Raw genomic sequence first — 21,315 nt, 5'->3', positions numbered from 1 at the left:
ATTCTGGAATGTGATTACACCTTTTATTGTTAGCGTTTTATGCTTAGTGCTTTATTCTTAGTTCGTTACTTCAGCGTTCGCTGAAAAAACGCTACCGCTTGCAGATACATCTGAATCGCTAACGCTGGATCATACCTGTCACCCTCATCTCGCATAAAGGCATGCTGGGCGTTCACCTCCAGCCAGTTAAACTTAACCTCTTTGGCTTCAAGCTGCTCATAGAGAAGCTTTCGCCCCTGCGCAGAAACATGGGGATCTTGCTTACCAAACACCATCACCAACTCTGCAGCAATATCACCCGTACGGCTCAATGAATCATTACCTTTATCACAAGGCAAAGTGTTGGAGTGTATGTCTGTTGGGTACAAACAAAATGCCCCCTGAATATCTGGATTAAGCGCCGCGCGATAAGCAAGGTGGCCACCAATACAGACGCCCATACTGCCGATATTGCTACTGCAAAAACTTAAGCTGCGAGCAAAGTCGACCAGGGCCTCGGTATCACTATCATGGTCTTCAAGGCGCTTAGCAAATTTGTCTGCATTGCCTTTATCTTTACCAATATCATCGTACTCAAGCACGGTACCGATAGGGTTTAGTTCATGAAACACTTCAGGCACGAGTACCACAAAGCCATGCCCAGCAAGAATCGCTGCAGCTCTTGCGATTGGGGCGGTTTGTTGAAATATCTCTGAGTAGAAAATAATACTGGCAAACTGCCCCTCACAATCGGGGCGATACAGGTAGGTTCGCATGATTCCTGTTGCGGTCGAGATATCATGAACTTCTTGAGTAATGATCATCGGCTTTCCTTGAGCGAGTCAGATAAATAAGTGCAATATCGATTACTTAACCTTTAAGCGTTAATACAACTCGTTAGGGCAATGTTCCCCTGCAAGTAACTGCTTAACATTACTTAAGGTTGTATGTGCAATTGCACCTAATGCTTCTTCGGTTAAAAATGCCTGGTGACCGGTAAATATCACATTGTGGCAGGCTGATAAGCGTCTAAATACGTCATCTTGAATGATTTCACTCGACTTATCTTCAAAGAAAAGCTCTTTCTCATTCTCGTATACGTCTAAACCGAGCGAACCCAGTTGTCCCGATTTCAGCGCTTCCATGGCATCGAGCGCATTAAGCAAACCACCACGGCTGGTGTTAATAACCATGACGCCGGGCTTCATTTTTGCAAAGCTACTCTCACTTAATAAATGGTGGTTCTCTTTTGTTAGCGGGCAATGCAGGCTAATAACATCACAAATAGGATATAGCTGCTCAAGCGTTATGTACTCAACGCCTAAATCAATAACCGCTTGGTTAGGATAAGGGTCATGAGCTACCACTTTACAGCCAAAACCTTGCAATACTTTAATGGTCGCTAGGCCTATTTTACCCGTGCCAATCACGCCCACTGTACGGCCGTGCATATTGAAGCCCACTAGGCCTTCTAAAGAAAAATTTGCATCTCGGGTACGCTGGTATGCTTTATGGATTTTACGATTAAGGGTTAGCATAAGTGCCACCGTGTGCTCTGCGACTGACTCAGGCGAGTAAGCGGGCACATTAACGACCTTCATCCCTAGGCGCTCTGCAGCCTGTAGGTCGACGTTATTAAAGCCTGCACAGCGCATAGCAATAATCTTTGTTCCGCCTTGAGCGAGTTCAACTAGCACTTCTTCACATAGGGAATCATTCACAAAGGCACAAACAACCTCAAAGCCTGCTGCTAATTTTACTGTTTGCATACAAAGACGATAATCGAAATATTCAATGCTGGCGCCGAATGCGGTATTGGTGCGGTCAAAATGCTGCATGTCGTAATGTTTGGCGCTAAAAAAGCCTATTTTCATTGTAGAAACCTTACCTTAGGAGGAGGGAAAACCAGAACAGTGTATACCAATCGGTATTATGATATTAGCAGATTTGTTTGAGGGCTATTACACGATACCTAAGCCAGTTGAAGATGCAGGATTCAGCGGGCATTTTCAAGTCGTTTGGGTATACACCTGATTGAAGATGGATGTCTTTGCGAGTAAATGATAAAAAAGCGAGAAAGAAAAAGTGATAAAGAAAAAGCGAGCTCCTGACAGCTCGCCTTTCCTGCTTGCTCTGAATTGATGGTAAGAAAAGGATACGTTCTCTTATCAATTCAGACCTTTTCTATTATTGACTGAGCATAAAAATATCAATAACAGCAAGGAGTAAGCTAATGAATATGAGATTATCATTAAGACTAAACAGGTATCGATATATGCTTCACAAATTTATGACATCAGTACTTAATTGGACATGATTTATACAGTCGTCCCCGCTATTTAACTTACATAACGTCATTAGTGTCTGAGCGTGTGATCCCTCAACACTTTTAAAATGGTTATTTCCTGATAAGATTTGCCACAATCAAACAGTATAAGACTCCTTAATATGGCCAGAAAAGAACTCACTGAAAAACAATTTATGATCCAACGTTTTTCTAAGACTGCACTACGTGCTTTACACATATTAGGGATCACTGGTGCAGGCGGTGGCATTTTGTTACATGTACCTCAAGAACAGTGGCAAATATATTGGATTATGGCCATGAGCACAGGCTCAGCCATGATGCTCTGGGAGATGGTGCGAGACTGGCGCTGGTTGATCCAGCTTAAAGGCGTTCTCACTATCGCCAAGCTTGGCTTGCTAGCACTGTTCATTCCTGTTGCCTCATATAAACCGGAACTGCTCATTTTTATCGTGTTACTATCTGTCGTCGTATCTCATGGCCCTGCAGGCTTGAGGCATTTTTCAGTTGTACACGGACGCAGAATTGATGGCAGAAAAGAAGTTAAAGGCTAATAGCGCAGAATTAATCACCCAGTTTGCTACTTTATCAGACTATCTAACACCCGCCTGCAAGGTGCTAGATCTTGCCTGCGGCAGTGGCCGTAATGGCCAGTGGTTTACCGATAGAAATTGCCAGGTTAGCTACCTTGATAAAGACCTGACAGGCCTTGATATTGCTCTGCCAGATAAAACCACTGTCATCGAACGACTCGAATGGAACCTCGAAGATGGCAGTGCTCCCCCCCTCCCCCAAGCTCACTACGACATAATACTGGTATTCAATTACTTACACCGGCCTTTGCTTAACCAGATTATCGATAGCATTAAGCCTGGTGGTCTGATCATTTACGAGACGTTTACCGAGCAGCAGGCTCAAATTGGTCGACCTCGTAATCCTGACTTTCTACTTAAAGCGGGTGAATTAAAAGCAATATTTGCTAACTGGAGCTGCCTACATTACTCTGAAGATCTATTCGGAGAATTACCTAACGCCAGTTATAAAGCGCAAATTATTGCGCAAAAGCCGTTGGGATAAACAGGACTAATTAGAGGCACAATATGTTTCCATACCCAGAGCAGTATCGAATCGCACTCCCGCCGATAATCACAGGTTTAATGGTGGTATGGGCGCTTCTCAGTCGACTGGTATTTGGTGACGCCAGTGTTTTAAGCCTCTATCCACTGCTTGCTCTTTTTCCTATCGTAATCATTTTACACGGCTTACTCATTTGGGATGCCAGAAGCATGGGCCGCTTAGATCAATCCTTTTATGCGTTGATCCACTGTATATTGGCCTTTGTGGTTTGGACCTTTGCCATAATGCATGTCAACGGTAATGGATTTTCATAACGCTATTGCATCAGCTTTCAACTCTTTGCTAGGTCTGCATTGACGAATAACGATTGGTGTCGATTGTAGCCACAATTATCTTAAATCTGCTTGCATGAAGAACAGTCTAAGAGGTATCTTTGCCGCGCATTTTTAATAAGGTTCCATCATGACTGATTTCGTCTACTCACCTCCAACCACGCCCTGGCTTGAAATACTTTATCAAGATAAAGATATCATGGTAGTTAATAAGCCTTCAGGCCTACTATCCGTTCCGGGACGAGATCCTGCTTACGCCGACAGTACCTATAACCGCGTACTTGCAGAGTTTCCTCATGCCAAAATAGTACACCGTTTGGATATGGCGACCTCAGGTGTCATCGTGGTGGCATTATTGCGCAGCGCTGAGTCTGAGCTAAAGCGTCAATTTAGAGACCGAGAAACCGAAAAAACCTATTATGCGCGTGTGGCTGGTTACGTTAAAGACACTCATGGCAGCGTTAATCTGCCGCTGATTTGTGACTGGCCTAATCGACCGAAACAAAAAGTCGACCATAAGGTAGGTAAGCCATCGCAGACCCATTATGAAGTGATCAGTCGTGGTAAACGCTCAACCTTGGTCAAGCTGACACCGATAACGGGTCGTTCACATCAGCTCCGCGTGCATATGATGGCCTTGGGTCATCCGATTTTAGGCGATAACTTTTATGCTGACCCATTAGCGAAAAGACTCGCACCGCGTTTACTGCTGCATGCTCAGTCACTCACGATTACCCATCCATATACTAAAGCAAGAATGACTTTCAGTTGCGATGTCCCCTTTATGGAAGCTAAGGGAGAGCAGTAGCCTTCTTAGCAACTAAGCTGAGCCTACTGAGCTGTTCCTACTGAACAGAATCAACTAAGCAGCACTATCTAACGATGCAAACAAGTGAGCCCCGTCACTGACTTATTTGATAAATTGGTAGAATATTCCTCAGAAAATACGTAGATTGTTTAACTAACCAATAAGCAATTGACATATTTATTATGGAAACCCCATTTCAAAGAGACTCACTCGATAATCAAATCTTATCTGCATTAATGAAAGAAGCCAGAACCCCTTTCGCAGAGCTAGCTAAACGCTTCGGAGTGAGCGCTGGTACCATCCATGTGCGCGTCGAAAAAATGAAGCAAGCAGGGATCATCACAGGGGCACAGATCACCGTTAACCCTAAAGCGCTGGGTTACGACGTCTGCTGTTTTATCGGTATCAACTTAAAAAGTGCCGGTGACTACCCCGCAGCAATCTCCAAACTCAATGCCTTAGAAGAGGTGGTTGAAGCCTATTACACCACAGGTAATTACAGTGTATTTGTAAAGGTAATGTGCCAGTCTATTGATGGACTGCAGCATGTTCTGATTAATCGTATCCAATCAATCGATGAGATCCAATCTACTGAAACACTCATCAGTCTGCAAAACCCGATTGTACGGGCGGTTAAGCCTTAAAACTAATAAAAATAAGTTATAAGTTTTAGTCATTACACCTAAATGTATCGGAAAGAGTTATAAACACTTTTTTCGACACTTTTGTTACCAACAGTTGAATTACATGTTACAACCTTGTCAACCGACTTAGTTCGGGTAGCTATAAAAAGCAAGAAAATAAGAAAAATATGACCGCGACCCATGTAGGTTTAGGCAAATTGACAAGGAAAATGTTGTGAAAACTAAATTATCTATAGCGATTACTGCTGCACTCGTTTCTAACGCTGCACTTGCTGTCAGCCATGCTGATGAATCTCCAACTTACAAATCATTTGACGTGACTCAAACTGTCAAGCAACAAACAATGCACATTAATGCCCCCACCGTAAGCGGAATGCCTAACCAGTATGACGCGCAGCTAGCCAGAACAACTTTTCAATGGGCAAGTAAAAGTCAGTCTGTACCGAGCTTAGCAGCTCTTTCTTTAGAGAATAAGGCTTCACATGCTGCTGAGTTTTATTTAGGAAAATTAACCGGAATATCTTCTTTAAAGCAGGGAGTAGCTCAAGCAGTTCTAGTTAATACACATGATCTAGGTCGCGGCCCTATCATTGCAAAATATAAACAAGAAGTTTCTGGAGTAGAAGTATTCAATCGTGAATTTAACATCATGATGGATCGTGACTTTAAACTTGTAGCATCTTCTGGTTATTTTGCGTCAGAAAGAGCAGCTAAATCTGTTTTTTCTGCTCTAAAGAACATTGATGGTGCATTTGGTGATGCAGCTAACTCTATCAGCGCAGCATTTAACGCAATGGGCGGCGACAAAAATGCTATTACGTTAAATGTAAAATCCTCAAATGATAAATATGAAAAATTTGCAGTCGTTAACTCTTCAAACGGCAAAGTAATCGTTGGCGAACCTAGAGCTAAAAAAGTATTTTTCGAACATAAAAACAAAATGGTAGCTGCTCACTACGTAGAAATAGAAACTGGTGAGTTTGACAGCCGTGATTCAGAATATTTTGGCTACATCATTTCAGCTAAAACGGGTGAAGTGCTATTTAAGAAGAACCTCACTAGCCACGCCGCTGATTTTAATTACCGTGTCTATGCAGATGCAGACGGTAAACCCTGGGACAGCCCACACGGTAATGTTATGCCAGCCCCTGCTGGAAGTGATACTGACGCCTACCTAACAGCTCCTTATCTAGATGCACCAATGGTGTCATTAAAGTCTGGCCCTATCAGTACTAGGGATCCTTGGTTAGCGAGCGATGCAACTTCTACTCAAGGTAACAACGTCACCGCATATGTTGATGCAATTGCACCGCAAGGGCTTTCCAATGGCGATTATCTTGCCGATATAACAAGCAGCAATACATTCGATTACCCATACAATGATAAAGAAGCTGAATATTCAGTAAACAACCGTAAGGCTGCAATTGTTAACCTATTCTTCATGAATAACTATTTACATGATGACTTCTATGACCACGGTTTTGATGAAGTATCAGGTAATGCTCAAGCATCAAACTACGGCCGTGGTGGCGTTGAAGGTGATGCACTAAACGTAGAAGTCCAAGATAACTCAGGCTTTAATAATGCCAATATGAGTACACCTGCCGATGGCGGCTCTCCGCGCATGCAAATGTACCTATGGGAAACAACCCAAGCTGTAAATGGCGTTGATTTTGGTATCGCAGCTACATCCCATACCTCTATTGGTATGTTGGAAAATATTGGTTTTTCAGTATTTGGCCCGGATACATTCAAGGTTTCAGGAAGTGTCGTTCGTATTGATGATGGCTCAACTGTAACCGATGGCGCTGCAGGCACTATTTATGACGGTTGTGAAGCAACAACCAATGCTGCTGATATAACCGGTAATATTGCAATAATCGATCGCGGCGCTTGTGCATTTACCCAAAAAGTTAAACATGCTCAAGATGCTGGCGCCATTGCTGTAATCATCGCGAATAATAAAGATGCTGATGCCGTAATTACTATGGCTGGAGATGATGAAAGCATCACCATTCCTGCCATGATGGTTTCGCAAAATGAAGCGGCGGCTATTTATGCGCTACTAGATGCAAATGAAACAGTGTCGATAGATATGTTCAAAAATGATTTATCCCGTGTTTTCAAGGATAGTTCATGGGATAACGCTATTGTTGCACATGAATGGGGACACTACATCAGTAACCGTTTAGTCGGTAATGGATCGGGTCTAAGCAGTAATCAAGCTCGCTCTATGGGTGAAGGTTTTGGTGACTTCCATGCCCTACTGTTCGGCTCTGACGCTGCGGATAACTTAATCACTGGCAATGAAAACTATGCCGGTGGATATGGTGATACTACTTATGTAGCTAGTTTTGTTAATGGTATTCGTGAGTTCCCATACTCGACTAATATGGAAATCAATCCATCGACCTTCGCTTATGTGGAACGCGACCCAGAAGTTCATGGCTCTGGTGCCGTTTATGCAGCCATGTTATGGGACGCATTCATTGGGCTAGCAAATGATGAGCGACATACTTTTGATGAAGCAAAAGAGCTGATGAAAGGCTACCTTGTTGCTGGTTATAAGATGATGCCTATGGCACCGACCTTTACTGAAGGTCGTGATGCGCTTTTAGCTGCCGCATTTGCAAATGATGAACAGGATTACAAAGTTATTCTCGGTGCCTTTGCTCGTCGTGGTATGGGGCTAGGAGCTAAATCGCCAAGCCGTTTCTCTACCGATCACGCAGGTGTTGTTGAGTCATACAAAACGACCTTATCTGCTTTTGAAGTAGCTGATCACCAGTTAGATACTGATTACGAAGGGTCGACACTAGGCTATTGCTCAAAAGATAGCATTTTAGATAAAGGCGAAACGGGTACAGTTAGTTTCACTATTGAAAATGGTGGAGACAGCCTGTTAACAGACTTAACGGGTACTATCGAAGTCGTCAGTGACCACGATATCACTTTTGCTAATGATGGTAAGGTCAGCTTTGCAGATATCAATTTATTTGCATCCGCTACAAGTGAGCCTATTGAATTTACGCTAAACGAAGCTGGTACGGGAGACGAGTTAGTACTTAAGTTTGTACCAAACCTTGCCGACGGCGTAGAAGCTGATGAGTACACGCTATCAACAACAGTCAATGTTGACTTTGAGACCCGTGAGCTAGTTGGTACCACTCAATATGAAGATTTGAATACACTTTCAAGGCTTAAAGATTTCACCGAAACTGTGATGGTTGGTGGTGATATGGCAAAGGGTACCTTTGGTCTAGATCAGTGGGATGCAACGGATGGCTTTATCTCTGCTACCGGCAATAGCTTTACCTCTGATGTAGGATACCAAACACGTTCAACATCTGTAGGTTACGACGGCGAGTTTACTATTGCTTTCTGGCATTTATATAACTTAGAAGCGGGCTACGATGGAGCTGTTGTTGAAGTCAGTATTAATGGCGGAGATTGGGCTGATGTTACTAAAATGGGCGGAACATTCCTAGGTGATGGCTATACCGATACCGCTCTTGAAGAAACTGAAGCTGCAATTGCCGGACAAGATACTTTCTCAGGCCTAAATTATGGTTGGGAAACCATTAGCTTTGGTGAGTCTTTGAATGGTAACGAAGTCCAGTTCCGCTTCCGTATTGCAACTGACTCAGCTGTAGTGCCTGAACCTGAATTTGGTTTTGCCGCTGGTTGGTATATTGATGACATCACGTTCACGAATACACAAACCAGCATCTTCTCTAATGTTATAGCGGGTGATACATACGCCTGTGACAACCGTCTTCCAACCGTGACAGCAAATGCTAGCGCAACAAGCGTAGATGAAGGTGAAGCTGTAACGCTGTCTTCTAAAGTTGTTGATCCTAACGCTGCAGATAGCCATACCTATAGCTGGAAGCAGCTCTCAGGAACGAGTGTAGAACTCATTGATGCAGACAAAGCCGTTGCGACCTTCAATGCACCTATGGTTGAAGAGAACGAAACTCTTGAGTTTGAAGTCACTGTCAACGATGGTACAGCTGATGTAACGAGTAAAGTTAGCGTTAAGGTTGAAGATGAAGTTGAAATCAACATTGTCGATACTAGCGGTGGCTCATTAGGTTGGTTATCACTAATACTACTTCCGCTTGCTGGACTTCGTCGCCGCAAATAACGCTTTTAGCGACATAAGATAGTGCTGTAAAAATGTACTTCACAATAAAAAGCCATAACGAAAGTTATGGCTTTTTTATTCTGCTTATTCGTCGTTTTAATAGTACTCAGCCTTGCTACGCCCGCTATAATCGATTTCTATTTCGACCAGGTTCAGCTTTTCATGCCCCTTAAGCATTAGGTATAGCTCGTATAAATCAGCATTGTTATCTACAGGCGTTAGACGGTAAGTTTCAGAGGCAATAGTTTCAATTGTAAAGGACGGCTCTACAAAATCGACAGTTTGCTTACTTTGCACAACAAAGCTGCCTTTAAGTACACCAGATTCCGACATATTCGGGTTAAACACAGCTGTGCCTGTAACTAACCGGGGGGTGTCAGCAGTATATTTATCACCGTTTAATAAGTAACTTCTACCATTTGGCTTCAATGTTTCAGTTTGTCGTTTTAATGAGGATGTTACTAAAGGTTCTGCCGCAACGTCAGCAATTAAATTCGCATTGGAATTGGCGTTAGTATCTTCATTGCTAGGATTAACCCCTAGAGTTGTTACCGGAGTTGCTTTATCTGCAGTACAACCGGCACCTAGACACAATAGTGCCAGTAAGGGGATTAGTCTCATAAGATTGCTCCAAATAAAATCTTTATATGTACTTGCTCTTTGATTTGTACATTATCATAACATTAGACATTTTGAAGATTTTAGAATGATTTAAATCTCAAACAGGTTGGTCATCACCTTATAAAGTTCAGTGCCTTGGTACACAGAAGCTGAGGCAAAATGTAGGATAGGTACACAATCTTGCTGAAGGCTAAGCGGAGTTAACTCTTTATCTGTGCCATATAGATCCAGCCTTAATATATTTGCCAATGGACGACCCGCATCAAGCTTTTCACCGAGCACAGCTTGATACTCAACAAGGCCTGCCGTTGGTGCATGAAACTTTTTATAATCTTTCAGGTAACAGCCATACCTTGTCATTTTGGCAGGTTCAACCTTATCACTGACCACACCACGATGACTTAAATAAGCCAAAATACCCATCGCATCATTGGCCGCATCTTCCATATCGATACGTTCTTGGCTTCCAAGCTCTAAAGTAAACGCCCCAACAGGCACCTTAAAGCTGCGTCCTTGAGACTGTACAAATTCGGTTAATTGCCACCAGGGGCAAAATGCCGCTTCATCCATAGCGCCGCCAAAGTCATTAGGGATCACTAAGCTATAAGGAATAGAAAAGTAAGCCGCTGAAGCCACATCGTATTGTGGGCAATATAGATGTTTACACGATTTAGGCCCTGTATGCAGATCTATCACAATATCAGCTGCATGCGCTAAAGACTGCAAAGTCACCGCAAGGCGCTTTCCAGTTGTCACGCCCCATTCACTGTTTAGATGCAACTGGCAAGACTCTATTAGATGTAAACGAAAGGCTTGAGTAAGCGCCTCATTATCTAAATGAGAATGCTGCAGATACCAACTGGCAACATCAAGGTTATGATCTAAGTATTCGCGGTTCCAATTCACCCCAGTAATAGGGTCGAAACGTCCCAGGGTAAACTCACCGCTTTTCTGATTAATACCTAGAGGGTTGGCTAGCGGCAACAGAGTCACCTCACCTCTTACATCCATTTTTTCTAATCGTTTCATCAACTGAAAAATAACCGCGTTACCCTGCACCTCAGCGCCGTGTACATTGGCTTGAATAAAAACCTTAGGCGCTAATGGGTCTTTGCCTGCCATACGATAAACAGGAACATTCAGTTCCTGTCCTGTCGCCAATTCACCGACTTTCAGGCTCGATTGGGTAAATTCCATAAATTACCGTGTTCCTAGCAATTAGTTTAAATGAGGCTTCAAAGCTTTAGTTTCCACCTCATAGCTTTCAAATATTCAGCTTTCAAACATTTAGTTTTCCAGGCCTTAACTTTCAAATAAGTTTTCATGCAGGGCGCGGATCACATTAGCCGCCTCGGCCTCATCGACCAAAATACACAAGTTATGTGGACTCGCTCCTTGGCAGATCATACGTACATTATAAGTTTCCAGTACTTCAAATACCCTTCGGCACACGCCTGGCGTCGAGGCAATATTGTTGCCAATCACCGCAACCAAGGCTAAACCATCTTCAACACGCACGCGGCAATGCTGCGACAACTCTTGCAATAACGCCTCGCTAAGTAAGCCCTGCCCACTTGAGTCAGAGCCAGTTTTATCTAAGGTTAATGCCACATTGACCTCAGATGTGGTGATTAAATCAACACTGATCTTATGGCGGGCTAAGGTTGCAAATGTTTCAGCCAAGAAGCCTTGCGCATGCAGCATTTGTAAGCTGTGAAGATTAAGTAAAGTTTGATCGCGGCGCACGGCAACGGCGCGGTATACCGGCTCACTTTGTACCGTATGGCGGATCCAAGTGCCGCCCTGTTCAGGAGCCCAGCTTGAGCCAACAAACACCTGAATTTTTTGTCTTACGGCAGGCAATATTGTTGCAGGGTGTAAAACTTTAGCGCCAAAGGTCGCCATCTCAGCGGCTTCATTAAAGCTAATTTCGGCAATCGGACTGGCATTAGGCGCAAGTCTTGGGTCTGTGGTGTAAATGCCGGCTACATCGGTCCAGATCTCAACCGCTGTCGCTTGTAATGCTTCGGCCAGCAATGCGGCTGAATAATCGCTACCACCACGCCCAAGGGTTGTGGTGTTGCCTTCACTATCTGCGCCCACAAAACCTTGAGTCACAATCACTTGCTCTGCAAGTAGTGGCTTAAGATGTGTTTGAGCAAGCTCAGCAATCTGTTCTATTTGGGGTTCGGCGCGGCCATGGTGGCTATCGGTGCGCAGTACTTGACGCACATCAAATGCTGAAGCGTTAGCCCCCTTCTCTCTTAACACTGCAGCAAAAAACACAGATGAGCACATCTCGCCCTGGGATAGGAGTTCATCCATCACGGCTTTGCTACGGGTAAGCTTTAAGCGTTCGCTTAGGGTCGCGATATGGCTCAAGGTACGATCAATTTGAGCCGCCACATCACTTGGGCTGCCTAGCTTATCTAGAATTTGATATTGAATAGAAGCGATCTTTTTAATCAGCGCCTTTGACTCTTCCGCGCTGGTTTCTGCCTGCGTGAGTGCCACTAACTGATTGGTCACGCCACTCGAGGCGCTAACAACTACCACTCGGGTTTGTGGATTAGCAATAATAATATCTGCACAGCGCTGCATGGCGTCATAGTCAGCCACTGAAGTGCCACCAAACTTGGCGACGTTTAACTGTGTTTGCTCTTGCGAGCTTGTAGATAATGAAGCATCGACTAACGACATAGTACTGCCTCCACATTATATAGAGACGGCTGACACTGACTAAATTGGGTATTTTGAATAACTAACATGAATAAGCTCCGAACTAACTTCGTTCGAAGAGCCTGGTGCAATGATATGCACCCCATAAGATGGGGAAACAGCGATCGTCACCAGAAGCTCTCCACCATAAAAAAACATTGGTGACAATCGACAGGATTCAGCCTGCACAACCAACATTCAAGCCTGACCAAATGGCATTGAATATCTCGGCGCTAATCTCCCTCATAAGCCATCATAGGAGTTTGGTCCCCTCCAACTTACTACCTAGTTAGCGCTCCTCTTCTGTACTTACCTTGTATGAAGCAAATTACTTTCGAAAAAGCTGCTTTGTATACAAAATAACAGGTTAAAAAATATCAAAAAATAACCAATTAAGTCAATGGAAATCTTAGATGATTTAATTTCATACCATATCTGGAAGCTCCATGACCCAATTGACCCGAGGAGAAAATGCGCCCAACAATGTTTCTTGGCAAGGCAACAAGCAAGGAACAAGTTGCAATTGATCCGCTTCAACATAATAAATGGCATTTTGATTAAACTGGCAGCCGAGTTTAATGGCCGAGGCCTTATCGGTTGATATTGCCCAACTCTTTTCCATATGCTTTCTATCTTGAGATGCGCCTATCATTGCTCGGTAGGGAAAGCCCGATCTGTGTATTTCATGTTGAAGTTTTCGGTCTAAAAGACCATTTTGGCAAGGAGTCAGCACGACTCCTTTTGGGTTGTACGCAGTGATGATAGCGAACGATAATTGAGAGGATAAGGTTTGAGTAAACAGAAATTCAGTTTGTTGATAAGTGTGCCAAAGGCTGTCGACTGAGTTGTTCATTGCTAACAAATTCTCCGATTTAGGTGGGATTATTATAGCAAACTCGTTAGCGCTTCCTAGTTACGTGATACAGGTCACACGCGACAAAAATATCAAAACTAATTAAATCAATACTATAGTTTGCAAATAGTGATCTAAATCATATCATCAAGTAATTTTGTTAACATTTCATTTGTTAACAAATGCCTAAAACGAGTACAATAAGGCTTGTTGATTGACTCACGCCGATACATGTAACGAACACATTTTGTTACACATATCTGAAACAGATAGAAGAGTAATCCACACAGCTGTATCAAATGTGATCTATGTTTGATTTAACATTTAAACTTCATAGAAAACGGTCGTTAAGGAACTTTTTCCTACAATTGTTAATCGAAGTTTATACAGTTCACGTTTTTCCATATGTGAGATACCCATACTTTGCTTATCATGCAGTGTGTTGCTGTTTCGAGCCAGTTTTGAAAGCACCTACGTGTATCAGTGATTTATCAGCATAACTAGATGGAGTATAAACTTTATTATACTCATGGTTAGAATTGACAGAGATTAGGTAATTAATATGCAAAACCCGCACATTCTTATTGTTGAAGATGAAGCAGTAACAAGAAACACACTTAGAAGTATTTTTGAAGCAGAAGGATATGTGGTCACTGAAGCCAATGACGGCGCTGAAATGCATAAGGCTATGCAAGACAACAAAGTTAACTTGGTCGTTATGGATATTAACTTACCAGGCAAAAACGGTCTTTTACTAGCTCGTGAACTTCGTGAAATTAATAATATCGGTCTAATCTTCCTAACAGGTCGTGATAACGAAGTTGATAAGATCCTAGGTCTTGAAATTGGTGCTGATGATTATATCACTAAGCCATTCAACCCACGTGAATTGACAATCCGTGCACGTAACCTATTAACTCGCGTTAATAGCACAGGTACAGATTCTGAAGAGAAAAGCGCAGTTGAGTTCTACCGTTTCAACGGTTGGAGCCTTGAAATCAACAGCCGTTCTCTTGTTAGCCCACAAGGTGAGTCATACAAGCTACCGCGCAGCGAATTCCGCGCTATGCTTCACTTTGTTGAGAACCCAGGTAAGATCTTAAGCCGTGCAGACCTTCTAATGAAGATGACTGGTCGCGAGCTTAAGCCACACGACCGTACTGTTGACGTAACAATCCGTCGTATCCGTAAGCACTTCGAAAGCTTACCTGATACGCCAGAAATCATCGCAACAATCCACGGTGAAGGTTACCGTTTTTGCGGTAGCTTAGAAGATTAATTCTAAGCTCCGTTTCAGTACTAATTGAAGTGCTGATAAATAAAAAGCCAGTCAATTGACTGGCTTTTTTTATGTTTATATTTAATCCGCCGCTAAGAGTGAATGGCAGCGTCCAATTATTAGAGTATCTACTTAAATAAAATTGAGTTTAATTGAGGCTCAAGATTATTTTTCGAATAATAACAAAGCATCCCCCCAAAATTAACTACCTACAAAGTAGTAGTTAATTGGAGATATTCCATCGGTTGGCATAAATTGCACAAATACTATTGCGCCATCATTCAGCATCTAAGCTAACTATTAATCATATTTAATTTAAAATTCATCATTATTAAAAACGTAGCAATGATCATTAATAATTAATCACCACTACGCTTTACACTTAATAATCAAGAACAAACCAATTACTTTAGTTGACGGTCTAAAAAGTCTGCTAATGAGCGATATAGATGTACCCTCACCTTCTCACCGCGCATCGAGTGCTTAGAGCCTGGATAGTCGATCATCTGAAACAACTTCCCCTCATCCTGCAGCGCCTTATACACGCGCGTACTGTTCTCAAATAAGACATTATCATCAGCCATACCATGGTACATCAGCAAACCTGACTGATAGCCGGTCACATACGGCAGCACACTGCTGGCCTCATAACCTTCAGCATTCGTCTCAGGGTGGCCTAAGTAACGCTCAGTGTAGTGAGTATCGTAAAGTGACCAGTCTGATACTGGCGCACCTGAAATAGCCGCCTTAAAGTAATCCGGCGCCTTAAATAGGCTCATTAACGCCATATAACCGCCATAGCTATGGCCATAGATTGCGATATTATCAGAATCGACGAAAGGCAAAGTACGTAGGTAATCCACGCCCACCTTCTGATCGTTAACCTCTACCTCACCAAGCTGCTTATAAATCACATATTCAAACTTGGTGCCACGGTGCGCCGAGCCACGGTTATCGAGCTGATAAACAATATAGCCTTGTTGCAACAGGTGCTGAGTAAAGTAGTCTTGATGACTCCAGCTGTTCACCACCAGCTGCGCATGTGGGCCGCCATAAACGCGCACCACCACAGGATACTTCTTCGATGCATCAAAGTTCGTCGGTTTATACAATCGGTATTGCAACATCTGGCCATCTTCAGCCTTTAGTTCACCAAATTCAGGTACCTGCCATAAACCAAAGTAGTTATATAGCGGGTGACCCTGTTTAACCTCATTTTGCTCAACCCAGGCTAGGCGCTCACCGCTACGGTCGTGCAGGCTCACCTGTGGCGGCTGTGAAAGACTACTAAAATAATCGAGGTACACTGGTTTATTGTCGGCAAATACCGCCTCGTGCATACCGCTACGCTGGCTGATGCTTTCAACCTTGCCACCACTGAGTGCCACGCGATAAAGTTGCTTCTCGGTGACCTTAGTCTTGCGACCGGTGAAGTAGATATCTCCAGCTTTTTCGTCAACATATTCAACCGCATCGACCGCCCAATCACCAGAGGTTAGCTGGCGAATAACCTTGCCATCTAGACCAATCAAATACAGATGATTAAAACCGTCTCGCTCAGACGCCCAGATAAACGCATCTTGCTGCTTTAAAAAGTACAGGTCGTCATTAAGATTTACCCAAGCTTCACTGCGCTCTTTAACTAGGTCTTTACCGTTTTTAATATCATCAATTGCCACAACACGTAAGTCTAGCGCTTGCTGATCTCGGCTCTGCCACTGATACGACAAATGCTTACTATCAGGCAACCACTTAACTCGCGGCAAGTAGATATCGGTATCTTTACCTAAATCCACCCAAGCGACTCGTTTATCTTTAAGGGTCACTACGCCAAGCTCGACCTTGACGTTATTCTCGCCCGCATAGGGATAACGCTGCTCGGTCAGCTTAATTCCGTCGGCATAAATTTCATTGCGGGTAACCAATTCCACGCCCGATTCATCGATGCGAGTATAGGCAATCGCCGACTCATCCGGCGCCCACCAGTAACCCGTCATTCTGCCCATCTCTTCTTGAGCTACAAATTCGGCCATGCCATTTTTAATCGCGCCGCCGCCATCGGTAGTCAGCGCGGTGATCTTTTGCGTTTTTAAGTCCAACACATACAAGTTTTGCTCACGCACAAACGACACAAAATGCCCTTTAGGCGAGAGTCTCGCATCAGTCGCAAAGCCCTCACCCGTTTCAAGCAGTTTTACCTTGTTGTCATTGACCGAGTAGTAGTACAGCAAGCCCGCAGCGGGAATTAAAATCGCCTCACCATTGTCAGACCAAAAGTATTCCATGATCCCCTGACCATAAATACGCTGACGCTCACGGCGCGCCTTTTCTTCGTCAGACAATTCACCCGCTTCAAGCTTATCAGCATCAATCAATACGCTTTGCTTGCCGCTTGCTACGTCCATCTGCCATAAGTCATACAAATGTTGATTGTCTTTGCGTCCAGCAAGATAGGTAACACGCTTACCATCTGGTGACAGCTTTAGCCCGCGTGGGCTGCTGCCAGCAAGAGCAGGAGATGCGTACATACGCTCGATAGTGAGTGGCTCGGTGCCACCGGGGAGTGATGATGCTTGAGCAGTTGCTGTAGAGCTCAGCACCAAAGGCAAAGAGGCTAGCAGTAAACTCATCCAATTCTTTTTCATTATTATTCCCTGGATTAATCGCGAAATCTTATTCAGTCGTTCCAAATTGAAAGTTAGACTGAAAATTCGCCTACATTGTGCCTTAATCATTAGCAAAACAAAAACTATGCACTCAAACCCTGCTTTAGTCCTACTTGAGAGCAATCAAGCAGAAAGCCAATCTTTACGGCTGAAAAAACTAGCGCACTGAGGTATCATCGCCACAATAATAAAGAATACACTTTTGTCCTGACCTCAAACTCAATTTACTCACGTAAAATTGTATAGGAAACAAGATGCAAACTCTGGCTGAAAACCTGACATCACAAGCAATTTCTCCTACTCTTGAAAAACTTATCCTTACCCTAGCTAACACCTCTAAAGAGATTAGCCACGCAGTACGCCACGGCGCACTAGCAGGCGTGTTAGGCGCAACAGAACAAGAAAACGTTCAAGGCGAGACTCAGAAGAAACTCGATATCATCACCAATGATATGCTCAAAGATGCCCTAAAGGCCGACGGCACAGTGCGTGGTATCGCATCGGAAGAAGAAGACTACGTGGTTGAAGCCGATGCTAACGGCGAGTTCCTAGTATGTTTTGACCCACTAGATGGCTCTTCTAACATCGATATCAACTCGCTTGTAGGTACTATCTTCTCTGTATTGCCAGCCCCTGCTGGCGAGCTAACTGAAAAAAGTTTCTTGCAAGCAGGTCGTAACCAGGTTGCGGCGGGTTATGTGCTATACGGTCCATCAACCATGTTGGCATTAACGACTGGTCAAGGCGTACAGCTATTTACCCTAAACCCAGAAACTAACGAGTTTTTGCTAACAGATGGCGCAATGGCTATCAGCAAAGACACTGGCGAGTTTGCGATTAACATGTCAAACCAACGCTTCTGGGAAGCGCCAATGCAGACTTACATCAGCGACTTGCTGCTAGGTCAAATTGGCCCACGTGAAAAGTCATTTAACATGCGCTGGATTGCAGCCATGGTTGGCGACGTACACCGCGTACTTTGTCGCGGCGGTATTTTCACTTATCCGACAGATAATAAGAACCCAGAAAAGCCATACAAGCTGCGTTTAATGTACGAAGCTAACCCAATGGCATTCTTGGTAGAGCAAGCAGGCGGTAAAGCGTCTACGGGTTATGAAACCATTATGGATATTGAGCCAACTGAGATTCACCAACGTGTAGCGGTTATCTTAGGCTCAGCCAATGAAGTTGATGCCTGTCTTGAATACCACGGTATTGATTACAGCGAAGAACCTGCTGTATAGGTTCTAGGGTAAGATAGGTTCTAGGTCCTAGGGAAATCAAAGAAAAAGCGCAATCCTATGGTATTAGGGTTGTGCTTTTTTTTGCATAGTTGTCGCTATGCATCGAGCTGGCCTTTAAAGTTAGACTTCGTCTAACAACCAAAGTCGTGAGCTTCCTGCTCACACACGGCCAAGAGGGGATCAGAAAGCCAACAGCAACACTCTCTTGGCTAATTCATTCAAAAGAGTCCCTGCCGCCCCGACGAAGTTGTTGATCCTCACTCATTTTCGAAAATATCTAACGCCTCATATTCGCCATTTGATAGGCAGGAAGCCTGAATGTCTTGAAGTGCATGGATGCACGAGAAAGACCATAGCTCACCTAAGGCTATCTCGGCATCCGTGCCTCAATCACGCCTTTCTGTTCACAAGAGTTCTTCAGTAACCTCGGCAACGTCGATGGGGAATTCGTGTTTTATGTGAGTAAAGAGAGTCATCACACTTTTAATGTTATGGCTAAAGAGTAAAGATGTTCGTAACTCACTTTTGAACAGAAACCATTTAGTGCTTAAGATCTAAAACTCACTTTTCGCATTATCATTGGTAATGACTAATCTTAGTAAAGCGGGAATATATTCATAGTGAAAGGATAGTTCACCGTTCACTCTCGTAAATTAGAAGCTAGCCTAAAATTGAAATCAGCTTCTTTCAATAACTAATTTGTGCGGAACCGTATGTAAATGGAGTGAAGGAAAGACACCTTTGGTTACCCAATTATGCGAGTATCTCAATAACTAATTTTGGCTCAATATCTACATTGACAGATAATTCTTTACGTGGTTATTATTTAGACTCTAAATCAATCGGTTGTGACTGATGCTTAACATAAATCAACATAGGGAACATGGATTATGGCAGTAAAACACTCTCCACCAAATGGTCCGAGCGTAGTTCATCAAGGGCAAAAAGGCGGAACTACTGGATGCGGATTTAGCACCAAAGAAAACCCATCTCACTGGACTAACACGCATAGTAAAATTACGTGTGAGAAAAATGGTTGTAAAAAATAACTGAAGATAGGGCTGATTTTTTCAGCCCTATCTTCAAGCCTGTAAGTGCAATATTATGTATATTGTAACCGTTACAGCAGTGGGAGGTTGGAGGCTACTCTGACTCATACTTGGACAAAGGCAAGTTAGAGCTCTGGTTCTAAAACTGAGCTTTATGATTAGGAAATGTGTAGTGTTCCGTCATGCAGTAACGCCGTTTTAACCCGCTATAAATAGTTGGCTAAAAATTGCGAGACACGAACAAAGCCAACAGTTTTTTGTCCACGTTGAAGACCTTGTTAACTTGCTAGCCAGTGAAACAGAAAACCAATCTTACCGAATAACCAAGCTAGTACAGAAAATATAAACTTTGCTGACTCTTTTAACCCGAGGGTTGCTTCGATAACTGTAATTACTGTCAACAGCAGTATCAGATTATTGGTACGTGTTTGCAAAAGTTGCTGTTGACTCTGACAGTAATAATCTTGCCACCAAGCATTTTCAGTTTTATACTTTTCATCAGTATCATGGTCTCTGTGATGCTGATAAGTTATAAGCTTTTCACCATTATGATCAGGAACCAAAATACACCGAGTACCTATTGAGCCATCATGCCACAGTGTATACCTGTCAAAATATATGTCACACTCTTCTCCAGGGTTTAAAGGCTTTAATTTTGGAGTCGAAAGAGCTGCTTGAGACAAATTACCTGACTCTATTTTAAATTCAGAAATAGTAGCTCCAGAAAATGATTCTGAGCCAATATTTTTAACCTTTAGCCCGTATTCAAATGGTTCATTTTGAATCAGAAATGGATATTTCCTAGCATACCAATTTTTCTTCAATGGCTTATGTATAAATTGCAACCTTAAATGTACTTCCTTACTAGGAATCAATTCAAGCTGATCACTTTCTGAGTCCAATTTTTTTTCCTATATTAATTGCAAGTTAGCGCCTACTTACGCGGCTGCCAATGCGCTACCTTAAACAGACCACCGTAATCACCAAACTTAATTCAAACGAAAAATGCCGAAGGTTAGCTGGCTGCCATTAAGTACTTGTTATGTTTACTGTTGCTTCAATTCCACGACACCGTTTGCACTTTTCCACTCGACAAGATGCCCAGCGAGTTCATTGACCTCTGCTACTGCGACAACTGCAATAGTTTGGTCGTTGGACTCAATCTTATTTATTGCCTTTGGAGATGAATGTATAGCTAAAATTACGCCATAAGATTGATAGTCATCAAAGCCGTTCGGAGACTTTAACTCTACATTTAACCCATTTTTAGTAATAGTTTCATATCGCCTAAGCTTGTTTTTTTCTTGTTCTGTAAAGATTTTCTCAAGAAACTGTTCTGAATTACTGATGCTGTTAACTAAAACCGTCAAACGAGAGCTGTGCTTCTTTTATTGTGGCTTAATAAACTTGTACACCGATATGAGGTAAACTGCCCTTAATATAGAACGGTGTAAACGTAATGAAGACTCAACCAACTTATTCAACAGAATTTAAAATAGATGCAGCTAACCTTGTCATTAATCAAGGCTATACCATTCGCGAAGCTTGTCAGGCTACCGGTGTTGGCCCAACAGCGATGAGACGTTGGGTTAT

Annotated in this window: 18 protein-coding genes and 1 riboswitch; of the genes, 9 read left to right on the top strand and 9 right to left on the bottom strand. The window is 43.1% G+C overall.

The features are described 5' to 3' along the window. Positions 1–65: 65 nt before the first annotated feature. Positions 66–803, bottom strand: a complete 738-nt coding sequence (locus ACVBIK_RS18915; RefSeq protein WP_447163176.1) for a dienelactone hydrolase family protein — start codon at positions 801–803, stop codon at positions 66–68. 60 nt (positions 804–863) lie between these two features. After that, the gene (locus ACVBIK_RS18910) at positions 864–1,853 is read right to left on the bottom strand and encodes a 2-hydroxyacid dehydrogenase (RefSeq protein ID WP_447163175.1); all 990 of its coding nucleotides are present in this window, start codon (positions 1,851–1,853) and stop codon (positions 864–866) included. A gap of 574 nt (positions 1,854–2,427) precedes the next feature. Here ACVBIK_RS18910 and ACVBIK_RS18905 point away from each other — a divergent pair. The 6 genes from ACVBIK_RS18905 to ACVBIK_RS18880 all read left to right on the top strand — a co-directional run bounded on the left by ACVBIK_RS18905 (position 2,428) and on the right by ACVBIK_RS18880 (position 9,292). Next, complete coding sequence (locus ACVBIK_RS18905) at positions 2,428–2,838, top strand: hypothetical protein (protein ID WP_447170272.1); 411 nt, start codon at positions 2,428–2,430, stop codon at positions 2,836–2,838. Then, entirely contained in the window at positions 2,813–3,361 is a 549-nt protein-coding gene (locus ACVBIK_RS18900; RefSeq protein WP_447170271.1) for a class I SAM-dependent methyltransferase, read from the top strand. The genes ACVBIK_RS18905 and ACVBIK_RS18900 overlap by 26 nt, the downstream gene beginning before the upstream one ends. A gap of 23 nt (positions 3,362–3,384) precedes the next feature. Beyond that, a complete protein-coding gene (locus tag ACVBIK_RS18895; RefSeq protein WP_447160976.1) occupies positions 3,385–3,675 on the top strand; it encodes a hypothetical protein in 291 nt (96 codons plus the stop codon). A 148-nt stretch (positions 3,676–3,823) separates the two neighbouring features. Next, positions 3,824–4,501: a bifunctional tRNA pseudouridine(32) synthase/23S rRNA pseudouridine(746) synthase RluA gene (rluA, locus tag ACVBIK_RS18890; protein ID WP_447160975.1), complete on the top strand. Its 678-nt coding sequence runs from the start codon at positions 3,824–3,826 to the stop codon at positions 4,499–4,501. A gap of 182 nt (positions 4,502–4,683) precedes the next feature. Beyond that, on the top strand, positions 4,684–5,145 hold the full coding sequence (asnC, locus tag ACVBIK_RS18885) for a transcriptional regulator AsnC (protein WP_447160974.1): 462 nt from the start codon (positions 4,684–4,686) through the stop codon (positions 5,143–5,145). Between the two features lie 214 nt (positions 5,146–5,359). After that, the gene (locus tag ACVBIK_RS18880) at positions 5,360–9,292 is read left to right on the top strand and encodes a rhombosortase-dependent M36 family metallopeptidase (RefSeq protein WP_447170270.1); all 3,933 of its coding nucleotides are present in this window, start codon (positions 5,360–5,362) and stop codon (positions 9,290–9,292) included. 96 nt (positions 9,293–9,388) lie between these two features. Here ACVBIK_RS18880 and ACVBIK_RS18875 read toward each other — a convergent pair whose 3' ends face one another. From ACVBIK_RS18875 to ACVBIK_RS18860, 4 genes are all read right to left on the bottom strand, one after another. Further along, the gene (locus ACVBIK_RS18875) at positions 9,389–9,913 is read right to left on the bottom strand and encodes a hypothetical protein (protein ID WP_447170269.1); all 525 of its coding nucleotides are present in this window, start codon (positions 9,911–9,913) and stop codon (positions 9,389–9,391) included. A gap of 90 nt (positions 9,914–10,003) precedes the next feature. Next, entirely contained in the window at positions 10,004–11,110 is a 1,107-nt protein-coding gene (locus ACVBIK_RS18870) for a succinylglutamate desuccinylase/aspartoacylase family protein (protein ID WP_447160971.1), read from the bottom strand. A gap of 105 nt (positions 11,111–11,215) precedes the next feature. Continuing rightward, positions 11,216–12,613, bottom strand: coding sequence for a lysine-sensitive aspartokinase 3 (lysC, locus tag ACVBIK_RS18865; RefSeq protein WP_447170268.1), 1,398 nt, complete (start codon positions 12,611–12,613; stop codon positions 11,216–11,218). Positions 12,614–12,758: 145 nt separating this feature from the next. Further along, positions 12,759–12,942, bottom strand: a riboswitch (Lysine riboswitch). Between the two features lie 113 nt (positions 12,943–13,055). Then, entirely contained in the window at positions 13,056–13,484 is a 429-nt protein-coding gene (locus tag ACVBIK_RS18860) for a DUF3293 domain-containing protein (RefSeq protein ID WP_447163170.1), read from the bottom strand. A 562-nt stretch (positions 13,485–14,046) separates the two neighbouring features. Between ACVBIK_RS18860 and arcA the strand changes: the two genes are divergently transcribed. Then, positions 14,047–14,763, top strand: coding sequence for a two-component system response regulator ArcA (gene arcA / locus ACVBIK_RS18855; RefSeq protein ID WP_012153996.1), 717 nt, complete (start codon positions 14,047–14,049; stop codon positions 14,761–14,763). Positions 14,764–15,167: 404 nt separating this feature from the next. Here arcA and ACVBIK_RS18850 read toward each other — a convergent pair whose 3' ends face one another. Next, positions 15,168–17,408: a DPP IV N-terminal domain-containing protein gene (locus ACVBIK_RS18850; protein WP_447170267.1), complete on the bottom strand. Its 2,241-nt coding sequence runs from the start codon at positions 17,406–17,408 to the stop codon at positions 15,168–15,170. A gap of 275 nt (positions 17,409–17,683) precedes the next feature. On the opposite strand from ACVBIK_RS18850, the gene ACVBIK_RS18845 reads away from it, so the two are divergent. Continuing rightward, a complete protein-coding gene (locus ACVBIK_RS18845) occupies positions 17,684–18,673 on the top strand; it encodes a class 1 fructose-bisphosphatase (protein WP_447163168.1) in 990 nt (329 codons plus the stop codon). A gap of 1,327 nt (positions 18,674–20,000) precedes the next feature. Here ACVBIK_RS18845 and ACVBIK_RS18840 read toward each other — a convergent pair. Both ACVBIK_RS18840 and ACVBIK_RS18835 read right to left on the bottom strand, forming a co-directional pair. Then, on the bottom strand, positions 20,001–20,624 hold the full coding sequence (locus ACVBIK_RS18840) for a hypothetical protein (protein ID WP_447170266.1): 624 nt from the start codon (positions 20,622–20,624) through the stop codon (positions 20,001–20,003). 144 nt (positions 20,625–20,768) lie between these two features. Beyond that, positions 20,769–21,092 (bottom strand): hypothetical protein, encoded by a 324-nt coding sequence (locus ACVBIK_RS18835; RefSeq protein ID WP_447170265.1) that lies wholly within the window; start codon positions 21,090–21,092, stop codon positions 20,769–20,771. An 89-nt stretch (positions 21,093–21,181) separates the two neighbouring features. Between ACVBIK_RS18835 and ACVBIK_RS18830 the strand changes: the two genes are divergently transcribed. Further along, a partial coding sequence (locus ACVBIK_RS18830; protein ID WP_447170275.1) for a transposase occupies positions 21,182–21,315 on the top strand: 134 nt, incomplete at its 3' end.

Source organism: Shewanella sp. 125m-1 (genome assembly GCF_052977065.1).
Note: the sequence above shows the minus strand (reverse complement) of the source record. Positions and strands in the feature narration are given on the sequence as shown.

Coding starts and splice junctions, on each gene's coding strand:
- ACVBIK_RS18870 (WP_447160971.1), bottom strand. CDS start 11,110: ATGGAATTTACCCAATCGAGCCTGAAAGTCGGTGAATTGGCGACAGGA.
- ACVBIK_RS18915 (WP_447163176.1), bottom strand. CDS start 803: ATGATCATTACTCAAGAAGTTCATGATATCTCGACCGCAACAGGAATC.
- ACVBIK_RS18895 (WP_447160976.1), top strand. CDS start 3,385: ATGTTTCCATACCCAGAGCAGTATCGAATCGCACTCCCGCCGATAATC.
- rluA (WP_447160975.1), top strand. CDS start 3,824: ATGACTGATTTCGTCTACTCACCTCCAACCACGCCCTGGCTTGAAATA.
- arcA (WP_012153996.1), top strand. CDS start 14,047: ATGCAAAACCCGCACATTCTTATTGTTGAAGATGAAGCAGTAACAAGA.
- ACVBIK_RS18860 (WP_447163170.1), bottom strand. CDS start 13,484: ATGAACAACTCAGTCGACAGCCTTTGGCACACTTATCAACAAACTGAA.
- ACVBIK_RS18910 (WP_447163175.1), bottom strand. CDS start 1,853: ATGAAAATAGGCTTTTTTAGCGCCAAACATTACGACATGCAGCATTTT.
- ACVBIK_RS18875 (WP_447170269.1), bottom strand. CDS start 9,913: ATGAGACTAATCCCCTTACTGGCACTATTGTGTCTAGGTGCCGGTTGT.
- ACVBIK_RS18845 (WP_447163168.1), top strand. CDS start 17,684: ATGCAAACTCTGGCTGAAAACCTGACATCACAAGCAATTTCTCCTACT.
- ACVBIK_RS18900 (WP_447170271.1), top strand. CDS start 2,813: ATGGCAGAAAAGAAGTTAAAGGCTAATAGCGCAGAATTAATCACCCAG.
- asnC (WP_447160974.1), top strand. CDS start 4,684: ATGGAAACCCCATTTCAAAGAGACTCACTCGATAATCAAATCTTATCT.
- ACVBIK_RS18850 (WP_447170267.1), bottom strand. CDS start 17,408: ATGAAAAAGAATTGGATGAGTTTACTGCTAGCCTCTTTGCCTTTGGTG.
- ACVBIK_RS18905 (WP_447170272.1), top strand. CDS start 2,428: ATGGCCAGAAAAGAACTCACTGAAAAACAATTTATGATCCAACGTTTT.
- lysC (WP_447170268.1), bottom strand. CDS start 12,613: ATGTCGTTAGTCGATGCTTCATTATCTACAAGCTCGCAAGAGCAAACA.